The following is a 16713-nucleotide window of genomic DNA, read 5'->3' on the forward strand; positions in this document are numbered from 1 at the left end:
GAGGAATGGTTGTGCGGAGCAGATCAGTCGAGTGTCGTTTTCGGAAAAATGGCTGTCGTACAAAGACACGCCGAATGTCGTTTTTAGTATGACCGTGCGAGTTCAAGAACACATTTCAGACCGAACGAAGAACCAGGGTTCCGATTGTGATGACGACCAGCGCAAATATTGCCCCCATGGCGAACCTGAATAATTCAGAGCGAATCTCCGCGGGGGACAGTCCTTTCGCCTCTTCAGCGAACTCGGCGTCCTCTCGTCGAAGTCGTTCGACTCTGGCCTTGGGATCTTCTGTGTACATGTTTATTGTCCTTTGCGAAGTCACGAGATCAATCTGCTATGCAAATCGTTGTTGAGCATCCGATACGCCTGATCGCAAACCATGATGCTTGCAGCGTTTCATTCAAAGCTTGGTCAATATCCCGAATACAGCCGTAATCGCAGTTAGCAGTCCCGTGCCTACGGCCACCGGGTACCAGAACCTTTCTCGCTTGAGTTTGTTTTCCTCAGCCATGAGCTTGCGCCTCTCGACAATGAGCTTGCGGGATTCGTTTTGTAGTCTTTCGAGTTCCAGGTTTTCTCGATCATTCTGAAGCATGTGCCTTCCTTGGCGTTTAGCACTGAGTGCCCGGGCTGCTTTGTGCCCTCATGATTTCGCATTCATCAACTGCCCGATAGCGGACGGATCTGTCGAATTCGTAGGCAAAATCCGCGAGTCAGGTAGGCAGCCTCATACAGAGACCTTTCAGAAAACACCTCGCGATCAAGTACCCGTGCCTTTCAATTTGGCCCACATGATCTAGCGTGAAATGAGTCCCCCTGCCCTGCGGAGCCTTCCCATGCCATTGGTTCGCGTCGACATCAGACAAAACCCCGACCCCAACTTCGCCAAGCGCATCGGCGAGCAGATCTACGCCGCCCTGCGCAGTTGTATCGATGTGCCCGAGCACGACAACTTTCAGATCCTGACCGAGCACGATGGCCAGCACCTGGTCTACGACCCGCAATACCTGGGGATCCAGCGCAGCGACGGCGTGGTATTCATTCAGATCACCATCAGCGAAGGGCGCACGGTGGAGAAAAAGCAATTGCTGTTCAAAACCATCGCCGAGCGCCTGCACGCGCAGTTGGCGGTGCGCCTGGAAGACGTGTTCATCAATCTGGTCGAGGTAAAAAAAGAGAACTGGTCATTCGGCAATGGCATTGCCCAGTACGTCACCTGACCACGCAATTGACAGCCAGCTACCGGCCGAAGCGATCATCAAACATCACAACGCAACCCTCGGCGCTGCCTTCGCACGAGTAATCGACAGTGCTCATTTCAGGTTTTAAAAGAAACGCTCCTTGAAATTGACGCAACTTCGCTGTCTGCGGTTGCGTCAATCACGAATTTGTAACCTTATCCTCCGTCCTACAACTGCGTGTACTTCTCTAATGTCATCTGCGCTATGAATTACAGAAAACACCAATAAAAAGCCCTTCGCTTATCGATACTTCAGAATACTCCTACAACCAAAAACACCTAATAAAACCACGACGAAATATTACCGAAATCCGAATAACAGTCATTTGTTACAAGCAACTACGCAGCCATTGAACACTCCTCTTTTTCAGGCCTATATTTTCCACGTCCTGAATGACGAAAGACCAATCGCAAACGACCTTCGAAGTTTGATAAAGAGGAAAAAGCATGCAAAAGCGCACGATCACCGGCCTGCTGTTGACCGGACTGCTTTTCACCCCGCTTGCCAGCGCTGATGTCCGCGAGCTGGCTTCTTCGCCGCGATGGCTGACTACCAAGGTCTACATCGATGGCGCTCCTGAAACAGACGTCAAGGCGAAGTATCCCGGCGTCGTAGGTATATCGACCTGGGATCCCGAGAGTAATCGATACGAGTTCTTTTACACCGACACGGGCGAGTCAAAGTACAACAAAGGCGGAGGCGGTTATTTCTTTGTCACCGGTAACCAGAAACAGCACATTCTGGTACCCGATGTCGGTCCGACCAAAACAATTGTCAGGCGCCTGGAAACACTGAACAACAGTGAATTCACTTACTCTCGGGAAGTCCCCCGCGACATGATCGACAACAATCCACTTGTACGTATTCATGTCGTTCACGCGCCGTATACCGGCACCGTAGAAACCAAATCCGCCATCAAACAATAAAACCTGGAGTTCAACATGCAAAAGACAGTCAAAACCCTGCTGATGTCGACGTTGCTGGCCTCCACGGTGTATTGCGCCGGAGTCAGTGCGCAAGCCGCCACCCAACCCGCCACAACTACTGTTGCCACCGCCGACAATGCAATGATGCTGACCGTATTTCTGAAACATGATCAGACCCGCCCGCTGAGCGAACTCAAGGCCCAGCTCACACAACAAGGCTTCTACAAGACCTTCCCCCCTGCCGGGGTCGAAGTGGTGAGCTGGAACATCATGATGGGCATTGGCCAAGTGGTGACCGTACGCTTCCCCGCCTCACGGCTGGCAGAAGTGAACCTTGCCCTGGAAAACACCGCATGGGGCAGTTACCGAACCGAGTTTTATCCAACCTATGATTTCAAGCCGATTGCCCTCGCAGAACAAACCAAAGCCCAAGCAGCCCAATGATGCCGACAGCACACCGGATCACCGGTGTGCTGCCTACCCTTGCTTCTTGCCCGAAGCCGTCCAGAATCAAAGCACCACTGCGCGAATGACAACGATTGCCAAGCCGCTGCGGATTCAGCACTCTGAAACGACTTTCGCGACCGACCCGCCGACGTTCACAGGAGCCGCGCAATGCCCGCAACCGTTCTGGTACTGGTTGAAACCATCAATGACTATTTGCCGATCCTCGAACATCAGGGTTTTCACCTGATCCTCGCCCCCACGCCGGCCGAGCGTGCGCAAGCCATCGCCACTCACGGCAGCCGCATCGACGCGGTGCTGACCCGCGGCCCGCTGGGCCTGACCTCCGATGAAATCACCGCCCTGCCGGCGCTGAAAATCATCACGGTAATCGGCGCCGGTTACGAGCAGGTCGACCTGCAAGCCGCCAGTAACCGTGGCATTACCGTCACCAACGGCGCCGGGGTCAATGCCTCGTCGGTGGCCGACCATGCGATGGCGATGCTGCTGGCGCTGGTCCGGGATATCCCCCGTTGTGACGCGGCGGTACGCCGCGGTGAATGGCCGAAGATCATGCGCCCGTCGCTGGCCGGCAAACGCCTGGGGATTCTCGGACTGGGCGCCGTGGGCATGGCGATAGCCAAACGCGCCCACCTTGGCTTCGACATGGAGATCAGCTATCACAGCCGCCAGATGCGCAGCGATGTGCCTTACACATTCTGCTCGACGCCAACCGAACTGGCACGGGCCTCGGATTTCCTGATCATCGCCACGCCCGGCGGCATCGGTACACAGCATCTGGTGACTCGCCCGGTGCTCGATGCGCTTGGGCCGAAAGGCTTTATCGTCAACATCGCCCGCGCCAGTGTGATCGCCACGGCGGATCTGATCACGGCGCTTGAGCAACGCAAAATTGCCGGCGCCGCACTGGATGTGTTCGACCACGAGCCGCAAGTGCCGGATGCGCTGAAAACCCTGAGCAACGTGCTTCTGACGCCACACGTCGCCGGTCTGTCACCGGAAGCCACTCAAGGCACGGTGGAGTTGGTGGGCAAAAATCTCGTGGCGTTTTTTTCGGGCGAACCGGTACTGACGCCCATTGCCTTGCCTCCGAAACTCAACAACCAGCGCGTGCACTGAAGCACACCGGACGACGTGGCGAGCGCTCGTCCCAGCCCTCCTTTTCGGCCACGGCATATCCGCTAAACCTTGGTTCACCGCGACCTTTCGCGCACATTCCCAAAGGTGATTATCGGGCAACACGCTAGCCTATAAGACCGACTCGCGCTTGTGGCGACCCGAGCGCGCTATTAGATTAGCCAATGATGTCTGGCCTCCAAAATAAGCAGAAGGGATAAGCATGGCGCTTACTGACCAGTCCACCCGTATCCGCTCTGGCGAAGAACTCGATGCCAGCCTGATCGATCCGTACCTCAAGGCGCACATTCCCGGCCTGAGCGGCACACCTGCGATCAGCCAGTTTCCTGGCGGTGCGTCGAACCTGACCTACCTGCTGGAATACCCGGAACAGGAATTCGTCCTGCGCCGTCCGCCGTTCGGCCACAAGGCCAAGTCCGCCCACGACATGGGCCGTGAATTCCGCATCCTCAATCAATTGCGCGACGGTTTTCCGTATTGCCCGAAAGCCTACGTGCACTGCACCGACGAATCGGTGATCGGCGCCGAGTTCTACGTCATGGAACGAGTCAAAGGGATCATCCTGCGCTCGGAGCTGCCGCCGGAGCTGGGCCTTGATTCGGCAAAGACCGAAGCCCTGTGCAAAAGCTTTATCGAGCGCTTCGTCGAACTGCACCGCGTCGACTACAACGCCTGCGGCCTGGGCGATCTGGGCAAACCGGAAGGCTACGTCGCCCGTCAGATCAAAGGTTGGAGCGAGCGCTACGAAAAAGCCCTGACCCCGGATGCGCCGCATTGGGAAGCAGTAAAAGCCTGGCTCAACGACAAGATGCCGGCCGACCACCCGACCTCAAGTATCGTCCACAACGACTACCGCTTCGACAACGTCATCCTCGACCCGCACAACCCGATGCAGATCATTGGCGTGCTCGACTGGGAACTGACCACCCTCGGCGATCCGTTAATGGATCTGGGCAACACCCTTGCCTATTGGATTCAGGCGGACGATCCGGCGCCGGTGCAACTGATGCGCCGCCAGCCAAGCCACGCGCCGGGCATGCTCACCCGCCGCGAGTTCGTCGATTACTACGCCGAACGTTCGGGCATCCAGATCGACAATTTCGACTTTTACTACACCTACGGCCTGTTCCGTCTGGCCGGCATCGTGCAGCAGATCTACTACCGCTTCTACCACGGCCAGACCCAGGACAAACGCTTCGCGCAGTTCATTCACATGAACAAACTGCTGGAGCAGATGAGCTTGCAGGTCATTGCGAAATCGAGCCTCTGACGGCCCACACCCAGGAACCCTTATGTCCAAGACTCAGTTGTTCGACCTCGACGGTAAAATTGCTTTCGTTTCCGGCGCCAGCCGTGGCATCGGTGAAGCCATCGCTAAACTGCTGGCCCAGCAAGGCGCCCATGTGATCGTGTCGAGCCGCAAGCTCGACGGCTGCCAGCACGTCGCCGACGCGATCATCGCCGCCGGCGGCAAAGCCACGGCCGTGGCCTGCCACATCGGTGAAATGGAACAGATCAGCCAGGTGTTCGCCGGGATCAAGGAACAGTTCGGCCGCCTCGATATTCTGGTCAACAACGCCGCGACCAACCCGCAATTCTGCAATGTGCTGGACACCGATCTGAGTGCGTTCCAGAAAACCGTTGACGTGAACATCCGTGGCTACTTCTTCATGTCGGTCGAAGCCGGCAAGCTGATGCGCGAAAACGGTGGCGGCAGCATCATCAACGTCGCGTCGATCAACGGCATTTCGCCGGGGATCTTCCAGGGCATCTACTCGGTGACCAAAGCGGCGGTGATCAACATGACCAAGGTCTTCGCCAAGGAGTGCGCGCAGTTCGGCATCCGCTGCAACGCGCTGCTGCCGGGTTTGACCGACACCAAATTTGCCTCGGCACTGGTGAAGAATGATGCGATTCTCAAGCAAGCGCTGACGCAGATCCCGCTCAAGCGTGTGGCTGATCCAAGCGAAATGGCCGGTGCGGTGCTGTACCTGGCGAGCGATGCGTCGAGCTACACCACCGGGGTTGCGCTGAATGTGGACGGTGGGTTTCTGTCCTGATTCGACTCGGGACTTGAACTGATCTTGTCCCTGTAGGAGCTGCCGAAGGCTGCGATCTTTTGATCTTATTTGTAAAAAAATCAAAATCAAAAGATCGCAGCCTTCGGCAGCTCCTACAGGGTTTTGTGTATCAGGCAATGACTTTCGGTAACTGCCAACCGAAATGCACCGACAGCAAACGCAACAGCAAACACGCCGCCCCCGCCAGCAACGCCGCCGCTACCGGTGAAACGCCCAGCCTGCGGCCGATGATCAACACCGCCGCACCGACAAACGCCGAACTCGCATACAAATCCGCCTGCAACACCACCGGTATCCGCGCCAGCACAATGTCGCGTATCACCCCGCCACCGACGCCGGTAATGGTGCCCATCAGCATCGCCACAAACGGCGTAATCGCGAAATTCAACGCTTTCTGCGCACCGGCCACAGCAAACAGCGCCAAGCCTGCAGCGTCCAGCACAATCAAGGTTGAACCGGACCAGCCCAGCACCTGCTCATGAAAGGCAAACGCCAGCCCGCCCATGAAAAACGCCAGTGCCGGGTAGCGCCAATCGGCCACGGCATTGGGTGGCGTCGCACCGATCAACAAGTCACGAGTCACCCCGCCACCGAGGGCGACGATAAACGCAATCACCATCACACCGAGCAAGTCGAGCTGACTGCGCATCGCCGCAATAGCGCCTTCCACGGCAAACACCGCAGTGCCGGCCAGGTCGGCTACCAGCACAATCCGCTCAACCCGGGACTGCCGCCCCGCCGGCGCTATTGCGTGACGCAACGGGTGGTCGTGATGTGTCGAGTAACCTGCCCGTCGGCGTACACGTCACCGGCGACCTCAGTGTTTTCGAGCACCTGACACGTACGCTCCGGCGGTGGCGGCGGCGCTGCCGGTGGAGGGGGTGGAGGACTGGCGCAACCCGCCAACAACACTGTAAAGAAAGCCAACGGCAACACGCGTTTCCCAAGATTGTTCATAGGACGACCCGCGACAAATGGAAGAGCAACTCCCGCGACCGAACCGACCACGGAAGACCTGACCACTCATTCTTTATAGCCGAGCCCCCCGCAAGCGCCAGTGAATCGGCCGGATCGGGAGGAAGTGGCTGTCGATTTTGCGTTCGGATTCGAGAGGATTGGCAAATTGAAATGTGCTTTGCCTGATAGAGCCTCATCGCGAGCAGGCTCACTCCTACAATTGAACAGAGTACATCTGGCAGAGATTGGTCGGCTTCAGGCCGCCTTCGCGAGCAGGCTCGCTCCCACAGTTGAAAAGAGTACACCTGGCAGAGATTGGTCGGCTTCAGGCCGCCTTCGCGAGCAGGCTCGCTCCCACAGTTGAAAAGAGTACATCTGGCAGAGATTGGTCGGCTGTCAGGCCGCCTTCGCGAGCAGGCTCACTCCTACAATTGAACAGAGTACATCTGGCAGAGATTGGTCGGCTGTCAGGCCGCCTTCGCGAGCAGGCTCGCTCCCACAGAACAGCCAAAGCAAAACAGCACAAATCGCGCATCGCTTGTGCTTCTCACCACTCAACAGGATGAGCGTTAGCTCGGCTGCAGCTCTTGATCTTGCCGTGCTGGCCCCTTCGGCAGGCTGAGTGGAGGGATTGATCCGGGGGTGGGAGCGCAGCGACCGTTTGGCGAAGCCAAACACAGCGAGAGGAGGTGCAGCGAAGCAAACCGTAGGCGCTGCCCCCGGATCGATCCCGGAGCGAAGGAACCCCGAGCTTTAGCGAGTGGGCCGAACGCCGGGGCCCAGCGTTTTGGTTACTTTTGGGCGTCTGCAAAAGTGACCCGCTGTAAGAGCGGAACCGCCAGCCGCAGCACCCAAAGAAACGGATATACACCCACCCCCCAAGAGCATGGTCGGCCCAAAGGCCGCCAAGCCTAAAAGCCCTAAGCCAAATCAGGATCCCGAAAAGAACGCAAAGTGTTGCTCTCCAACTCATACCGCAATTCTTCAATCAAAGCCTCAACCGACTCCGGCGTCCGTAGCGCATCAAGCTTCAACCCACTGATCACCAGATCCACCTGCCCCGACACCGGGTGATAAAGCTTCACCGTCAGCGAATGATCGCCATCCACCAGACACTCACACGCCAGCGGCGAAAAACTGCGTTCAAGCTGCGTGCGCAACTGCGCAAGATTCATCATCAGACTGTTCCTATAACGACTGCGAAGGGCCACGATCCCGAGCCAGAAAAAACTCGTATCGCACCCCGCCAGACTAAGAACAGCCGTCGACCGCCAACACCTCAATATGCACCTGATGAACTAGTGCATTTGCACCTCAGCGCTGGCCCTTGGCGCCCCACTCCCCGGAAAACAATCCACGCTCGCGCGCCCAGACAATCGCCTCGCTGCGACTGTGCACATCGAGCTTGGAATACACCGTGGCGACATGATTACGCACCGTGTTCGGCGCCAGTTTCAGCCGCGCCGCGATCTCCTTGTCCGCCAGCCCTTCGCAGATCAACCCCAGCACATCGCGCTCACGCGCCGTCAGATCGGTGAACGAAACGCTAGGCAGTTGCGGCGAGTTGACCTTTTTCACATTGGCCAGTTTCTCGATCAACGTACGACTGAACCAGGAAGCATCTTTCATCACCTCCTCAATCGCCGCCACCAACTCAAGCTCGGTACGCTTGCGCTCGGTGATGTCCATCAACACCAGCAAATAACACGGTGTGTCCTGAATATTCACGGTGTCAGCGGACAGCGCGCACTCGAGCAGATCCGCATCTTTCTTGCGCACCCGCACATCCACCCGATCCACCCGCCCGTTTTTCGCCAGCGCCGCCAGCAACCGCGTGCGCGCGCCGCTGTCATCGATAAAGTCCAGCTGCGGCACGGTTTTGCCGAGCACGTCGTCGCTGTCATAAGCCAGGGTTTCGAGGAACGCCTGATTGACGTCGATCACCTGCTGTTCGTCGGCACTGCAAATCAGGATCGGCACCGGCGTCAGGCGAAACGCCTTGGCAAAACGCTCCTCACTCTGACGCAGCGCCACCTCGGCCTTGTGCCGCAGCTCCATGTCGACAAAGGAGAACAGCATGCAATCCTCATCGTTGAGCGTCAGCGGCTGGCCGGCCACGATCACCTGCTTGCTGCTGCCATCGGGCAGGCGCAGCTCGGCTTGCATCTGCGGGATGGTCGCAACGTCGCGCAGGCGCTGAATAGCCAGGTCGCGGTGTTCGGCCTGCTCGAAAATGTCGATTTCATAAGAGGTCGTGCCAATCACCTGCTCGCGGGTGTACCCGGTCATTTCCAGAAACCCCGGATTGACCTTGATGTAACGCAGATCACTAAGCCGGCAGATCACCGCCGGTGCCGGGTTGGCATTAAACGTCCTTTCGAAGCGCTGCTCGGCGTTGGCCCAATCGGTGACATCGCTCATGATCAGCACCAGCGACTCGGGCTGCCCTTCGCGGTCCGTGAGAATCATACTGCGTACGCTGTGCACCCAGATGCGTTCCGGGTCGTCGCTCGGCGACACTTCGATCAGTACGTCATTGAAACTCTCACAGCGCGCTACTCGGCTGATCGGGTAGTTTTCGGCGGTGATCGAGTGATTATTGCGATAGCGCAGGTTGAATTTCTTGGCGTATTCGTCGGCATTGTGGCCCAGATCGGTGATCCGCTTGACACCGTGCATGGCCAGCGCGGCTTCGTTGGCCCAGAGAATGCTCTGATCCAGCTCCAACAGGATCACCCCGTCGGACAGCCCGGCGATGATCTGCTGCAACTGGCGGCGGTTGGTTTCGGTGGTCAGGACTTCCTGGCTCATTGGATCTCCACAAGTGATACGCCCATGTGAAGAGTACGACCGCAGCCACCTCTGATCGTGCCGAGCATAAATGTTCGCAACGGCACAAATCCCTTTGTAGGCCTTCGCCTGCTCGCGATAGCGGTGTGTCAGCCAGCAGATCCGTTGAATGACACATCACTATCGCGAGCAGGCGAAGGCCTACAGGGGATTGGATTTCAGTTCGAATTTTGCGTCTTGAGTTCCCGGAGGGTGTCGAGAAACAGCTTGAGCACCGGCGAAGCATCATCCGCCCGATAAGTGGCATACAGCGGCACCTCCGGCAACGCCGGGGTCAGGCGCCGGAACACCAACCCCGCCGGGGCCAGTTGCTCGATGGACGCCGGCAACAGCGCCACGCCAAACCCGGCGCGCACCAGACTCAGCAAGGTCTGCACCTCGATCACTTGTTGACGAATCTGCGGCGTGAACCCGGCCTGAATGCAGCACTGAAACAGAAAATGAGCGAACCGCGACTGTTTCAATTCCAGTGCCACAAACGGCTCCTGCGCCAGATCCGCCGGCGCCAGCACCTCGCGGCCAGCCAGCGGATGATCCGCCGGCATTACCACGTTGATCGGCTCGTAGATCAGCAGTTCATTGCGCAACTGCGGATCGTCATAGCCGACGCGAAACACACAAGCGTCGATGCGTTTCTCCTTCAACGCCTTGACCTGCGCCGCCGGGGTCATTTCATGCAAACGCCAGTTGACCTGCGGATAACGCTCGCGAAACAGGTGCAAGGCCTTGGGCAGCACGCCAACCATCACCGAACTGATCATGCCGATTTCCAGCTCACCAAGTTGTCCGCGCCCGGTCTGCCGCGTCAGGTCCAGCGCCCGCTCAAGCTGTTCGAACACCAGCGGCGCCTGCTCCTTGAGCATCTGCCCCGCCGCCGTGAGTTCGACCCGATGATGGCTGCGCTCGAACAGCGGCGTACCGAGTTCCTCTTCCAGCAAACGAATCTGCTGGCTCAGCGGCGGCTGGCAGATGTGCAGGCGTTCGGCGGCGCGACCGAAATGCAGCTCATCGGCCAACGCCATGAAGTAACGCAACAGGCGCAAGTCCATGGCGGCTTACCCCAGACTCAGCGGCGTCGAACGCTGGCGTACGCCGGTCAGCGCGAACAAGGCATTGGCGATGGCCGGCACTACCGAAGGGCTGCCCAACTCGCCGACGCCACCGGGTTTACTCGGCTCGCCATTCAACACGACGATGTCGGTGGCCGGCATGTCGGACATGCGCATCACCCGATAATCGTGGAAATTGCTCTGCACCACCCGGCCCTGTTTGATGTCGAGCCGATCGAACAACGCATGGCCAAGTCCCCACATCAGACCCCCGTAGATCTGCTCCTCGACACCGCCCGGCGAAACCGCCAGACCGCAATCGACCACACAGGTGAGCTTCTCGACCTGGGCCTTGCCATCAACCGTTGCCAGTCGCGCGACCACCGCAATAAAACTGGTGTAACCCTGATTGGTCGCGATCCCCAGCGCCGTGTCCGGCGGCAACGGTTTGCCCCAACCGGCGCGCTCGGCAGCCTGCTTGAGCACGGCCACATGCCGTGGCCGCTCCTGCATATTGGCCAACCGGAATGCCAATGGATCTTCGCCTGCGGCGTGGGCCAGTTCATCCATGAAGCTTTCCACGGCGAACACGTTGGGGATGAAGCTCACCGAGCGATACCAGCCACTGGGCACGTGGCTTTCATGCTTGACCCAGTTCAGCTCCAGGTGCGGCGGACGGTAAGCGAAGTCCCACGCGGTGATCGCCTCGGTGGTGCTGTAATCCATATGGTCCGGCCGTTCGAAGTAACCCGGTTCCCACTGCTCCGGCGAGGCCGGCGACACCGCGTGCAGTTGCAGCGCGGTGAGTTTGCCCTGGGCGTCGAGCGCGCCTTTGACTCGATGCAAGGTCGCTGGGTGATTGAACAGCGCGTGCATTTCGTCCTCGCGACTGTTGAGCAGTTTCACCGGCACGCCGGTTTTCTGCGCCAGATACGCGACTTCGAACAACCAGTACTTAGCCTCCCGCGCGCCGAAACTGCCGCCGGAGACCAATTCATGAATGGTCACGTTGGCCTTGTCGATGCCGCACACGGTTTGCGCCGCTTCCAGTGCCGAGGACGGCACCTGCACACCGCCCCAGTAAGTGATCGCTTTGTCCTTGACGTGTGCGGTGATGCAGATCGGTTCCAGCGGGTTTTGCACCTTGTAGGGCATGGTGTAATCGGCTTCGATCAGCTTCGCCGCGCCTGACCATTGCCCGGTGACATCACCCTGGGCCATGGCTTTGACGGTTTGTGCTTGCGGGTCGCCGATGGCCTTGGCTTGCGCGCTGGACAGTTGCTCGCTGTAGAACCCGGCCAACGGCGAATCGCTCCACTTGATCGCCAGCAGATTGCGCCCCTGCTGCGCGGCCCAGAACGTATCCGCCAACACAGCGACGCCTTCCTGATTGCCGCCGAGCACATCAGGGCGCCCCGCAATCGCCAGCACTTTGCGCACGCCCGGCACCTGCAATGCGGCCGCTGAGTCGACGCTGAGCACTGTCGATCCAACCACCGGCGCGCGCTGAATCACGGCGACCAGCATGTCTGGCAGTTGCACGTCGATGCTGTACTTGAATTGCCCGCAGACCTTGGCCGCCGCATCACGTTTGTGGCGCAGTTTGCCAATGTATTTGAACTGCGCCGGATCCTTCAGCTTGACGTTTGTCGGGGCTGGCAGATTCGCCGCAACGCCGACCAGTTCGCCGTAACCGAGGCTTCGTTTGTTCGCAATGTGAACGACCCGACCTTCTTCCGTGGTGCAACTGTCAGGGCTGACTTTCCACTGCTTGGCGGCTGCCGTGATCAGTAGCGCCCGCGCCATGGCACCGGCCATGCGCAGGCGCTCGTATTCCAGGGAAACACTGGTGCTGCCGCCAGTGGAAAAGACCTTCCAGACCGGATGAATGTAGGTCTCGAAGAACGGATCTTCCGGGGTGATGACCTGCACGGTCATCGGATTGACGTCCAGTTCTTCCGCCACGCACGCGGCCAGCGCTGTTTGCGTGCCGGTGCCGGAATCGTGCTTGTGCACCACCAGTTTCACCGTGCCGTCGGGAAAGATGCGCACCCAGGCATTCGGCTCGAATTCACTCGCCGGTGCTGGCGCTTTTGGGTCAGTAGCCGCCATGCCACTCGGCAGATAAAGAGCAATCGCCAGGCCCGAAGCAACCGTCGCCGCTTGCTTGAGAAACACTCGGCGCGGCAATTCTGTGCGACTGTCGTCGATAAGGCTCATCACGCCTCCTTCGGCGCATTCGCCGCGCGTTTGATCGCTTTGTTGATGCGCCCGTAAGTGCCGCAGCGGCAGATATTCCCGGACATCGCATTGCGGATCGAGTCATCGGTCACCGCCGCACCGGTGTTGAGCAACGCGGCGGCGGACATGATCTGCCCGGATTGACAGTAACCGCATTGCGGCACATCTTCGGCGATCCAGGCCAATTGCAACGGGTGGTTTTGCGTCGGTGACAAGCCTTCGATGGTGGTGATGCGGTGGCCCGCGACGGCGGCCGCCGGCAATTGGCAGGAACGCACCGCGACGCCGTCCAGGTGCACGGTGCAGGCACCGCACAGGCCCATGCCGCAACCGAACTTGGTGCCGGTGAGTTTCAGTTGATCACGCAGTACCCATAACAAGGGCATGGAGGAGGACGCTTCATCCAGCTCGCGTCGTTCGCCGTTAACCGTGAATGCAATCATTGTCAGGCTCCAAAAGAGCGGCCCGTCTTTGTGCGGGCCTGGTGACCGATTATTGGAACCCCGGGCAAAACGCGGCCAGCGACGATTTCTGCCAACCGCTGTAAGCAGGACTAACAACATGTACAAGCGATACCCGTCGGTGCAGTCCATGAGCGCGTTTATCCACGCGGCGCGCAGCGGCAGTTTCTCCAGTGCTGCGCGCAAGCTCGACCTCACGCACAGTGCGATCAGTCAGCAGATCCGCGCGCTGGAAGATTTCATCGGCCAGCCGCTGTTCGTGCGTGAAGGTGGCGGCAGCAATCTGACCGACGCCGGGCAGTTGTTTGCCAGTGTGCTGTCGGACGGTCTGGCGCAGATTGATCGGGCGATTTCGTCGGTGAAAAACCGCAGCATGGCGCAACGTTTGACCCTGGATGTCGACAGTGAACTGGCACAGAGCTGGCTCAATCCGCGCCTGCCGCAGCTGCTCGATGAGCTGCCGGATTACGAGGTGACGCTGCTGTCGATGCCGCGCAGTGATCGCAGTACGTTTGAGCGAGTGGATCTGGCGTTGCGTTATGGCTATGGCGATTGGGACGACTGCGAGATGACGCAGATTTGTGGCGATCGGGTGTTGGCGGTGGCTTCGCCCGAATTGCTGGAACGCTATGGTTTGCAGGCGCCGTTGAGTCCCGCGCAGATTCTTCAATTGCCTTTGTTGGGGTATACGCGGCGCTCGTGGATTCCATGGCTGGATGCCGCTGGGATGACACCGACCGAACCGTCGACGCGGGTGATTTTTGATAATGCGGCGAATTTGATTGCGGCGGCTGAGGCTGGCGTTGGTGCGGGGTTGGTGCGTGGACTATTGGCTGCCGATGCCTTGCGCAGTGGGCGGTTGGTGGCGTTGAACGAGGCGCAGATTGCCGCGCATTACAACCTTTATGCGGTGTGGCCGCATGGGCAGGCTGAGCGCGTGGCGCCGGTGGTTGAAGTGATCAAGCAGTTGGCTTTGCGTACGCTTGAAATCCAGCCCTCACCCTAGCCCTCCCGAAACGTCGGACCGCCCAGAGGTAGAGGGGACTGATTGGGGGATATTGACGAATTACGCCGACTTGAAAGATCAGCCTTGAATCCATAATCGACTCGATCTTTCAGGTCGATGCATCGCGAAAAACACCTCGGTCGGCCCCCTCTCCCTACGGGCGGTCCGACGTTTCGGGAGGGCTGGGGTGAGGGTAGCTCTTGATCTGCCCATATCGCCCAAGTATCACCACCGCGCCCAATTAATATTGTACGAACCCAACCCCGCCTTCCAATACTCGCCCTCAGCAACCACCCACCCGGGCCGGATGCGAACAGGCGAGGGAATGCGCGTGTCTTGCGCATAGCAACGGCCGATTGCCCGGGACGTGGATGCCGAGAGCCGCAAGGCTCCCTTCCCCGCTATCAGGAGATCGACTGCAATGATCATCGATATCAGCTGCTATCCCACGGATCTCGTGGACCTCGCCTGGAGGCATGACGGTGACCCGTTCACCGGCGAGCGTCTGCTGGAGATGATGGATGGCCCGTACATGGTCAACGGCAAGCCGCGCCGTATCGACAAAGCCTTCATCCAGCCACCGCAGGGCAACACGATTTACACCTGGACCGACGGCGAACTCTCGGGCCGCGAATCCATCGACGCCTACATGGCCTACACCCTGAAAATGGTCCAGACCTACCCGGACCGCTTCATCGGCTGCTTCGTCTACAACCCGCGCTGCGGTGTGGAAAACGGCGTCGAGGCGATCGAGCGCTACGTCAAGGAACACGGCTTCAAGATGGTCCAGATGCAGGCCAACATGCATGCCTACCGGCCTGACCGTGCACTTGACTGGGTGCGCCCATGCTTCGAGAAATGCGCCGAGCTGGGCATTCCGGTCAAGCTGCACACCGGCGATGGGCCTTACAGCATCCCGTCGGAATGGGTGCCAATGATCAAGGAATTTCCCAACGTCGATTTCATCATGGCCCACTTCGGCGTGCAGACCGGCGGCGTCTATGTGTTCGAACCGATGCAATGGGCGATGGAGTTGCCCAACGTCTACTGCGAATCCGGCTGGTGCCTGCAATCGCGGATCGTCGAATTCGCCAAGGTCTTGCCGACGCACAAGATCCTCTTCGGCACCGACACCCCGCCGAACGAACCGGGCATGTGGCTGCGCCTGCTCGAAGTGCTTTGCCACGAGCCGCCGCAAGGCCTGAACCTCGACGAGGACACCCTCGAAGAGTATCTGGGCAACAACACCGCGCGGATGATCGGCCTTGAGCCAACCCCGCCACCGCGTTCCGTTTCCGAAGCAGAGGCGCAACTCAAGCGTCCCGTCACCACTCAACTGGCCAGGAGCTGAACCGATGATCATCGACACCCATCTGCACCCCACCAATCTGGTCGACGAGGCCTGGCGCCACACCGGCGAACCGTTCACCGGTGAGCGCATGCTCAAGTTGATGGACGGCCCGTACATGATCAACGGCAAACCGCGCCGCATCGACATGGGTTTCATCCAGCCGCCACCGGGCAACACCGGTTATCGCGACGGCAACCGCCGGGGCCGCGAGGGCGTGCGGGACTACATGTCCTACGTCGCTGAACTCTGCGTGAAGTACCCAGATCGCTTCATCGGCAACTTCAATTTCAACCCGCGCTGGGGACCGGAAAACGGTGCGGCGGAGCTGGAATTCCACATCAAGGAATACGGCTTCAAGATGCTCAAGCTGCACGCCAACATGCACGGCTATCGCCCGGATCGCGCACTCGACTGGTTGCGCCCGGCGATGAAGGTTTGCGCCAAGTACAACATCGTTGTGCTGATCCACACTGGCGACGGCCCGTACACGATTCCGACGATGTTCTACCCGATCATCCGCGAGTTCCCGATGGTCAATTTCATCATCGGCCACTTCGGCATCCAGACCGGCGGCAACTACTCGTTCGAGGCGTTCTGGATGGCCATGGACACGCCGAACGTGTACTGCGAATCGGGCTGGTGCTTCCAGTCGCGGATCGTCGAATTCGCCAAGGAACTGCCGCGCAACAAGATCGTGTTCGGTACGGATTCGCCGCCGAACGAACCGGGTATGTGGCTGCGCGAACTTGAGGTGTTGTGCTCACCGGCGCCGCAGGGTTTGGGCATCGATGAGGATCATCTCGAGGACTACTTGGGCAACAACATCGCCCGGTTGTGCGGGATCGAACCGACGCCACCGCCCAAGGATCTGGTCGAGGCCGACATACGCCTGACCACCACGTACTTGTAGCCACACACATATCCCACTGTAGGAGTGAGCCTGCTCGC

Annotated in this window: 16 protein-coding genes; 9 read left to right on the forward strand and 7 right to left on the reverse strand. The window is 59.0% G+C overall.

Annotated features, from left to right (window positions below; all coding sequences use genetic code 11):
- Positions 1-400: 400 nt before the first annotated feature.
- Positions 401-595 carry a hypothetical protein gene (locus CKW26_RS03130; RefSeq protein WP_095047463.1) on the reverse strand — a complete coding sequence of 65 codons (195 nt, stop codon included), beginning with the start codon at positions 593-595 and terminating at the stop codon, positions 401-403.
- A gap of 241 nt (positions 596-836) precedes the next feature.
- Here CKW26_RS03130 and CKW26_RS03135 point away from each other — a divergent pair, with 241 nt between their 5' ends.
- The 6 genes from CKW26_RS03135 (at position 837) to CKW26_RS03160 (ending at position 5829) form a co-directional block, all read left to right on the forward strand.
- Entirely contained in the window at positions 837-1220 is a 384-nt protein-coding gene (locus tag CKW26_RS03135) for a tautomerase family protein (RefSeq protein ID WP_095047464.1), read from the forward strand.
- Positions 1221-1687: 467 nt separating this feature from the next.
- Positions 1688-2167 (forward strand): DUF4822 domain-containing protein, encoded by a 480-nt coding sequence (locus CKW26_RS03140; RefSeq protein WP_095047465.1) that lies wholly within the window; start codon positions 1688-1690, stop codon positions 2165-2167.
- Positions 2168-2182: 15 nt separating this feature from the next.
- On the forward strand, positions 2183-2611 hold the full coding sequence (locus CKW26_RS03145; protein ID WP_095047466.1) for a hypothetical protein: 429 nt from the start codon (positions 2183-2185) through the stop codon (positions 2609-2611).
- 171 nt (positions 2612-2782) lie between these two features.
- Positions 2783-3751, forward strand: coding sequence for a 2-hydroxyacid dehydrogenase (locus CKW26_RS03150; RefSeq protein WP_095047467.1), 969 nt, complete (start codon positions 2783-2785; stop codon positions 3749-3751).
- Between the two features lie 220 nt (positions 3752-3971).
- Positions 3972-5039, forward strand: a complete 1068-nt coding sequence (locus CKW26_RS03155; RefSeq protein WP_095047468.1) for a phosphotransferase family protein — start codon at positions 3972-3974, stop codon at positions 5037-5039.
- A gap of 22 nt (positions 5040-5061) precedes the next feature.
- Positions 5062-5829 (forward strand): SDR family oxidoreductase, encoded by a 768-nt coding sequence (locus tag CKW26_RS03160; protein WP_034152479.1) that lies wholly within the window; start codon positions 5062-5064, stop codon positions 5827-5829.
- Positions 5830-5959: 130 nt separating this feature from the next.
- On the opposite strand, the gene CKW26_RS03165 is transcribed toward CKW26_RS03160, so the two are convergent.
- From CKW26_RS03165 to CKW26_RS03190, 6 genes are all read right to left on the reverse strand, one after another.
- Positions 5960-6610, reverse strand: coding sequence for a trimeric intracellular cation channel family protein (locus CKW26_RS03165; protein WP_256579862.1), 651 nt, complete (start codon positions 6608-6610; stop codon positions 5960-5962).
- Positions 6611-7727: 1117 nt separating this feature from the next.
- Positions 7728-7985: a DUF1652 domain-containing protein gene (locus CKW26_RS03170; RefSeq protein ID WP_093438847.1), complete on the reverse strand. Its 258-nt coding sequence runs from the start codon at positions 7983-7985 to the stop codon at positions 7728-7730.
- Positions 7986-8121: 136 nt separating this feature from the next.
- A complete protein-coding gene (locus CKW26_RS03175) occupies positions 8122-9618 on the reverse strand; it encodes a helix-turn-helix transcriptional regulator (protein ID WP_095047470.1) in 1497 nt (498 codons plus the stop codon).
- Positions 9619-9815: 197 nt separating this feature from the next.
- Entirely contained in the window at positions 9816-10706 is an 891-nt protein-coding gene (locus CKW26_RS03180) for a LysR substrate-binding domain-containing protein (protein WP_095047471.1), read from the reverse strand.
- Positions 10707-10712: 6 nt separating this feature from the next.
- On the reverse strand, positions 10713-12926 hold the full coding sequence (locus CKW26_RS03185; protein ID WP_095047472.1) for a xanthine dehydrogenase family protein molybdopterin-binding subunit: 2214 nt from the start codon (positions 12924-12926) through the stop codon (positions 10713-10715).
- On the reverse strand, positions 12926-13390 hold the full coding sequence (locus tag CKW26_RS03190; RefSeq protein ID WP_095047473.1) for a (2Fe-2S)-binding protein: 465 nt from the start codon (positions 13388-13390) through the stop codon (positions 12926-12928). The genes CKW26_RS03185 and CKW26_RS03190 overlap by 1 nt, the downstream gene beginning before the upstream one ends.
- 118 nt (positions 13391-13508) lie before the next feature.
- On the opposite strand from CKW26_RS03190, the gene CKW26_RS03195 reads away from it, so the two are divergent.
- From CKW26_RS03195 to CKW26_RS03205, 3 genes are all read left to right on the forward strand, one after another.
- The gene (locus CKW26_RS03195; protein WP_095047474.1) at positions 13509-14414 is read left to right on the forward strand and encodes a LysR substrate-binding domain-containing protein; all 906 of its coding nucleotides are present in this window, start codon (positions 13509-13511) and stop codon (positions 14412-14414) included.
- 421 nt (positions 14415-14835) lie between these two features.
- The gene (locus CKW26_RS03200; RefSeq protein WP_095047475.1) at positions 14836-15765 is read left to right on the forward strand and encodes an amidohydrolase family protein; all 930 of its coding nucleotides are present in this window, start codon (positions 14836-14838) and stop codon (positions 15763-15765) included.
- A 4-nt stretch (positions 15766-15769) separates the two neighbouring features.
- The gene (locus CKW26_RS03205; protein WP_003224037.1) at positions 15770-16675 is read left to right on the forward strand and encodes an amidohydrolase family protein; all 906 of its coding nucleotides are present in this window, start codon (positions 15770-15772) and stop codon (positions 16673-16675) included.
- The last annotated feature ends 38 nt before the right edge of the window (positions 16676-16713 follow it).

Origin of the sequence: Pseudomonas sp. Irchel s3h9, assembly GCF_900187475.1 — a bacterium.
GTDB classification, from domain to species: domain Bacteria; phylum Pseudomonadota; class Gammaproteobacteria; order Pseudomonadales; family Pseudomonadaceae; genus Aquipseudomonas; species Aquipseudomonas neuropathica.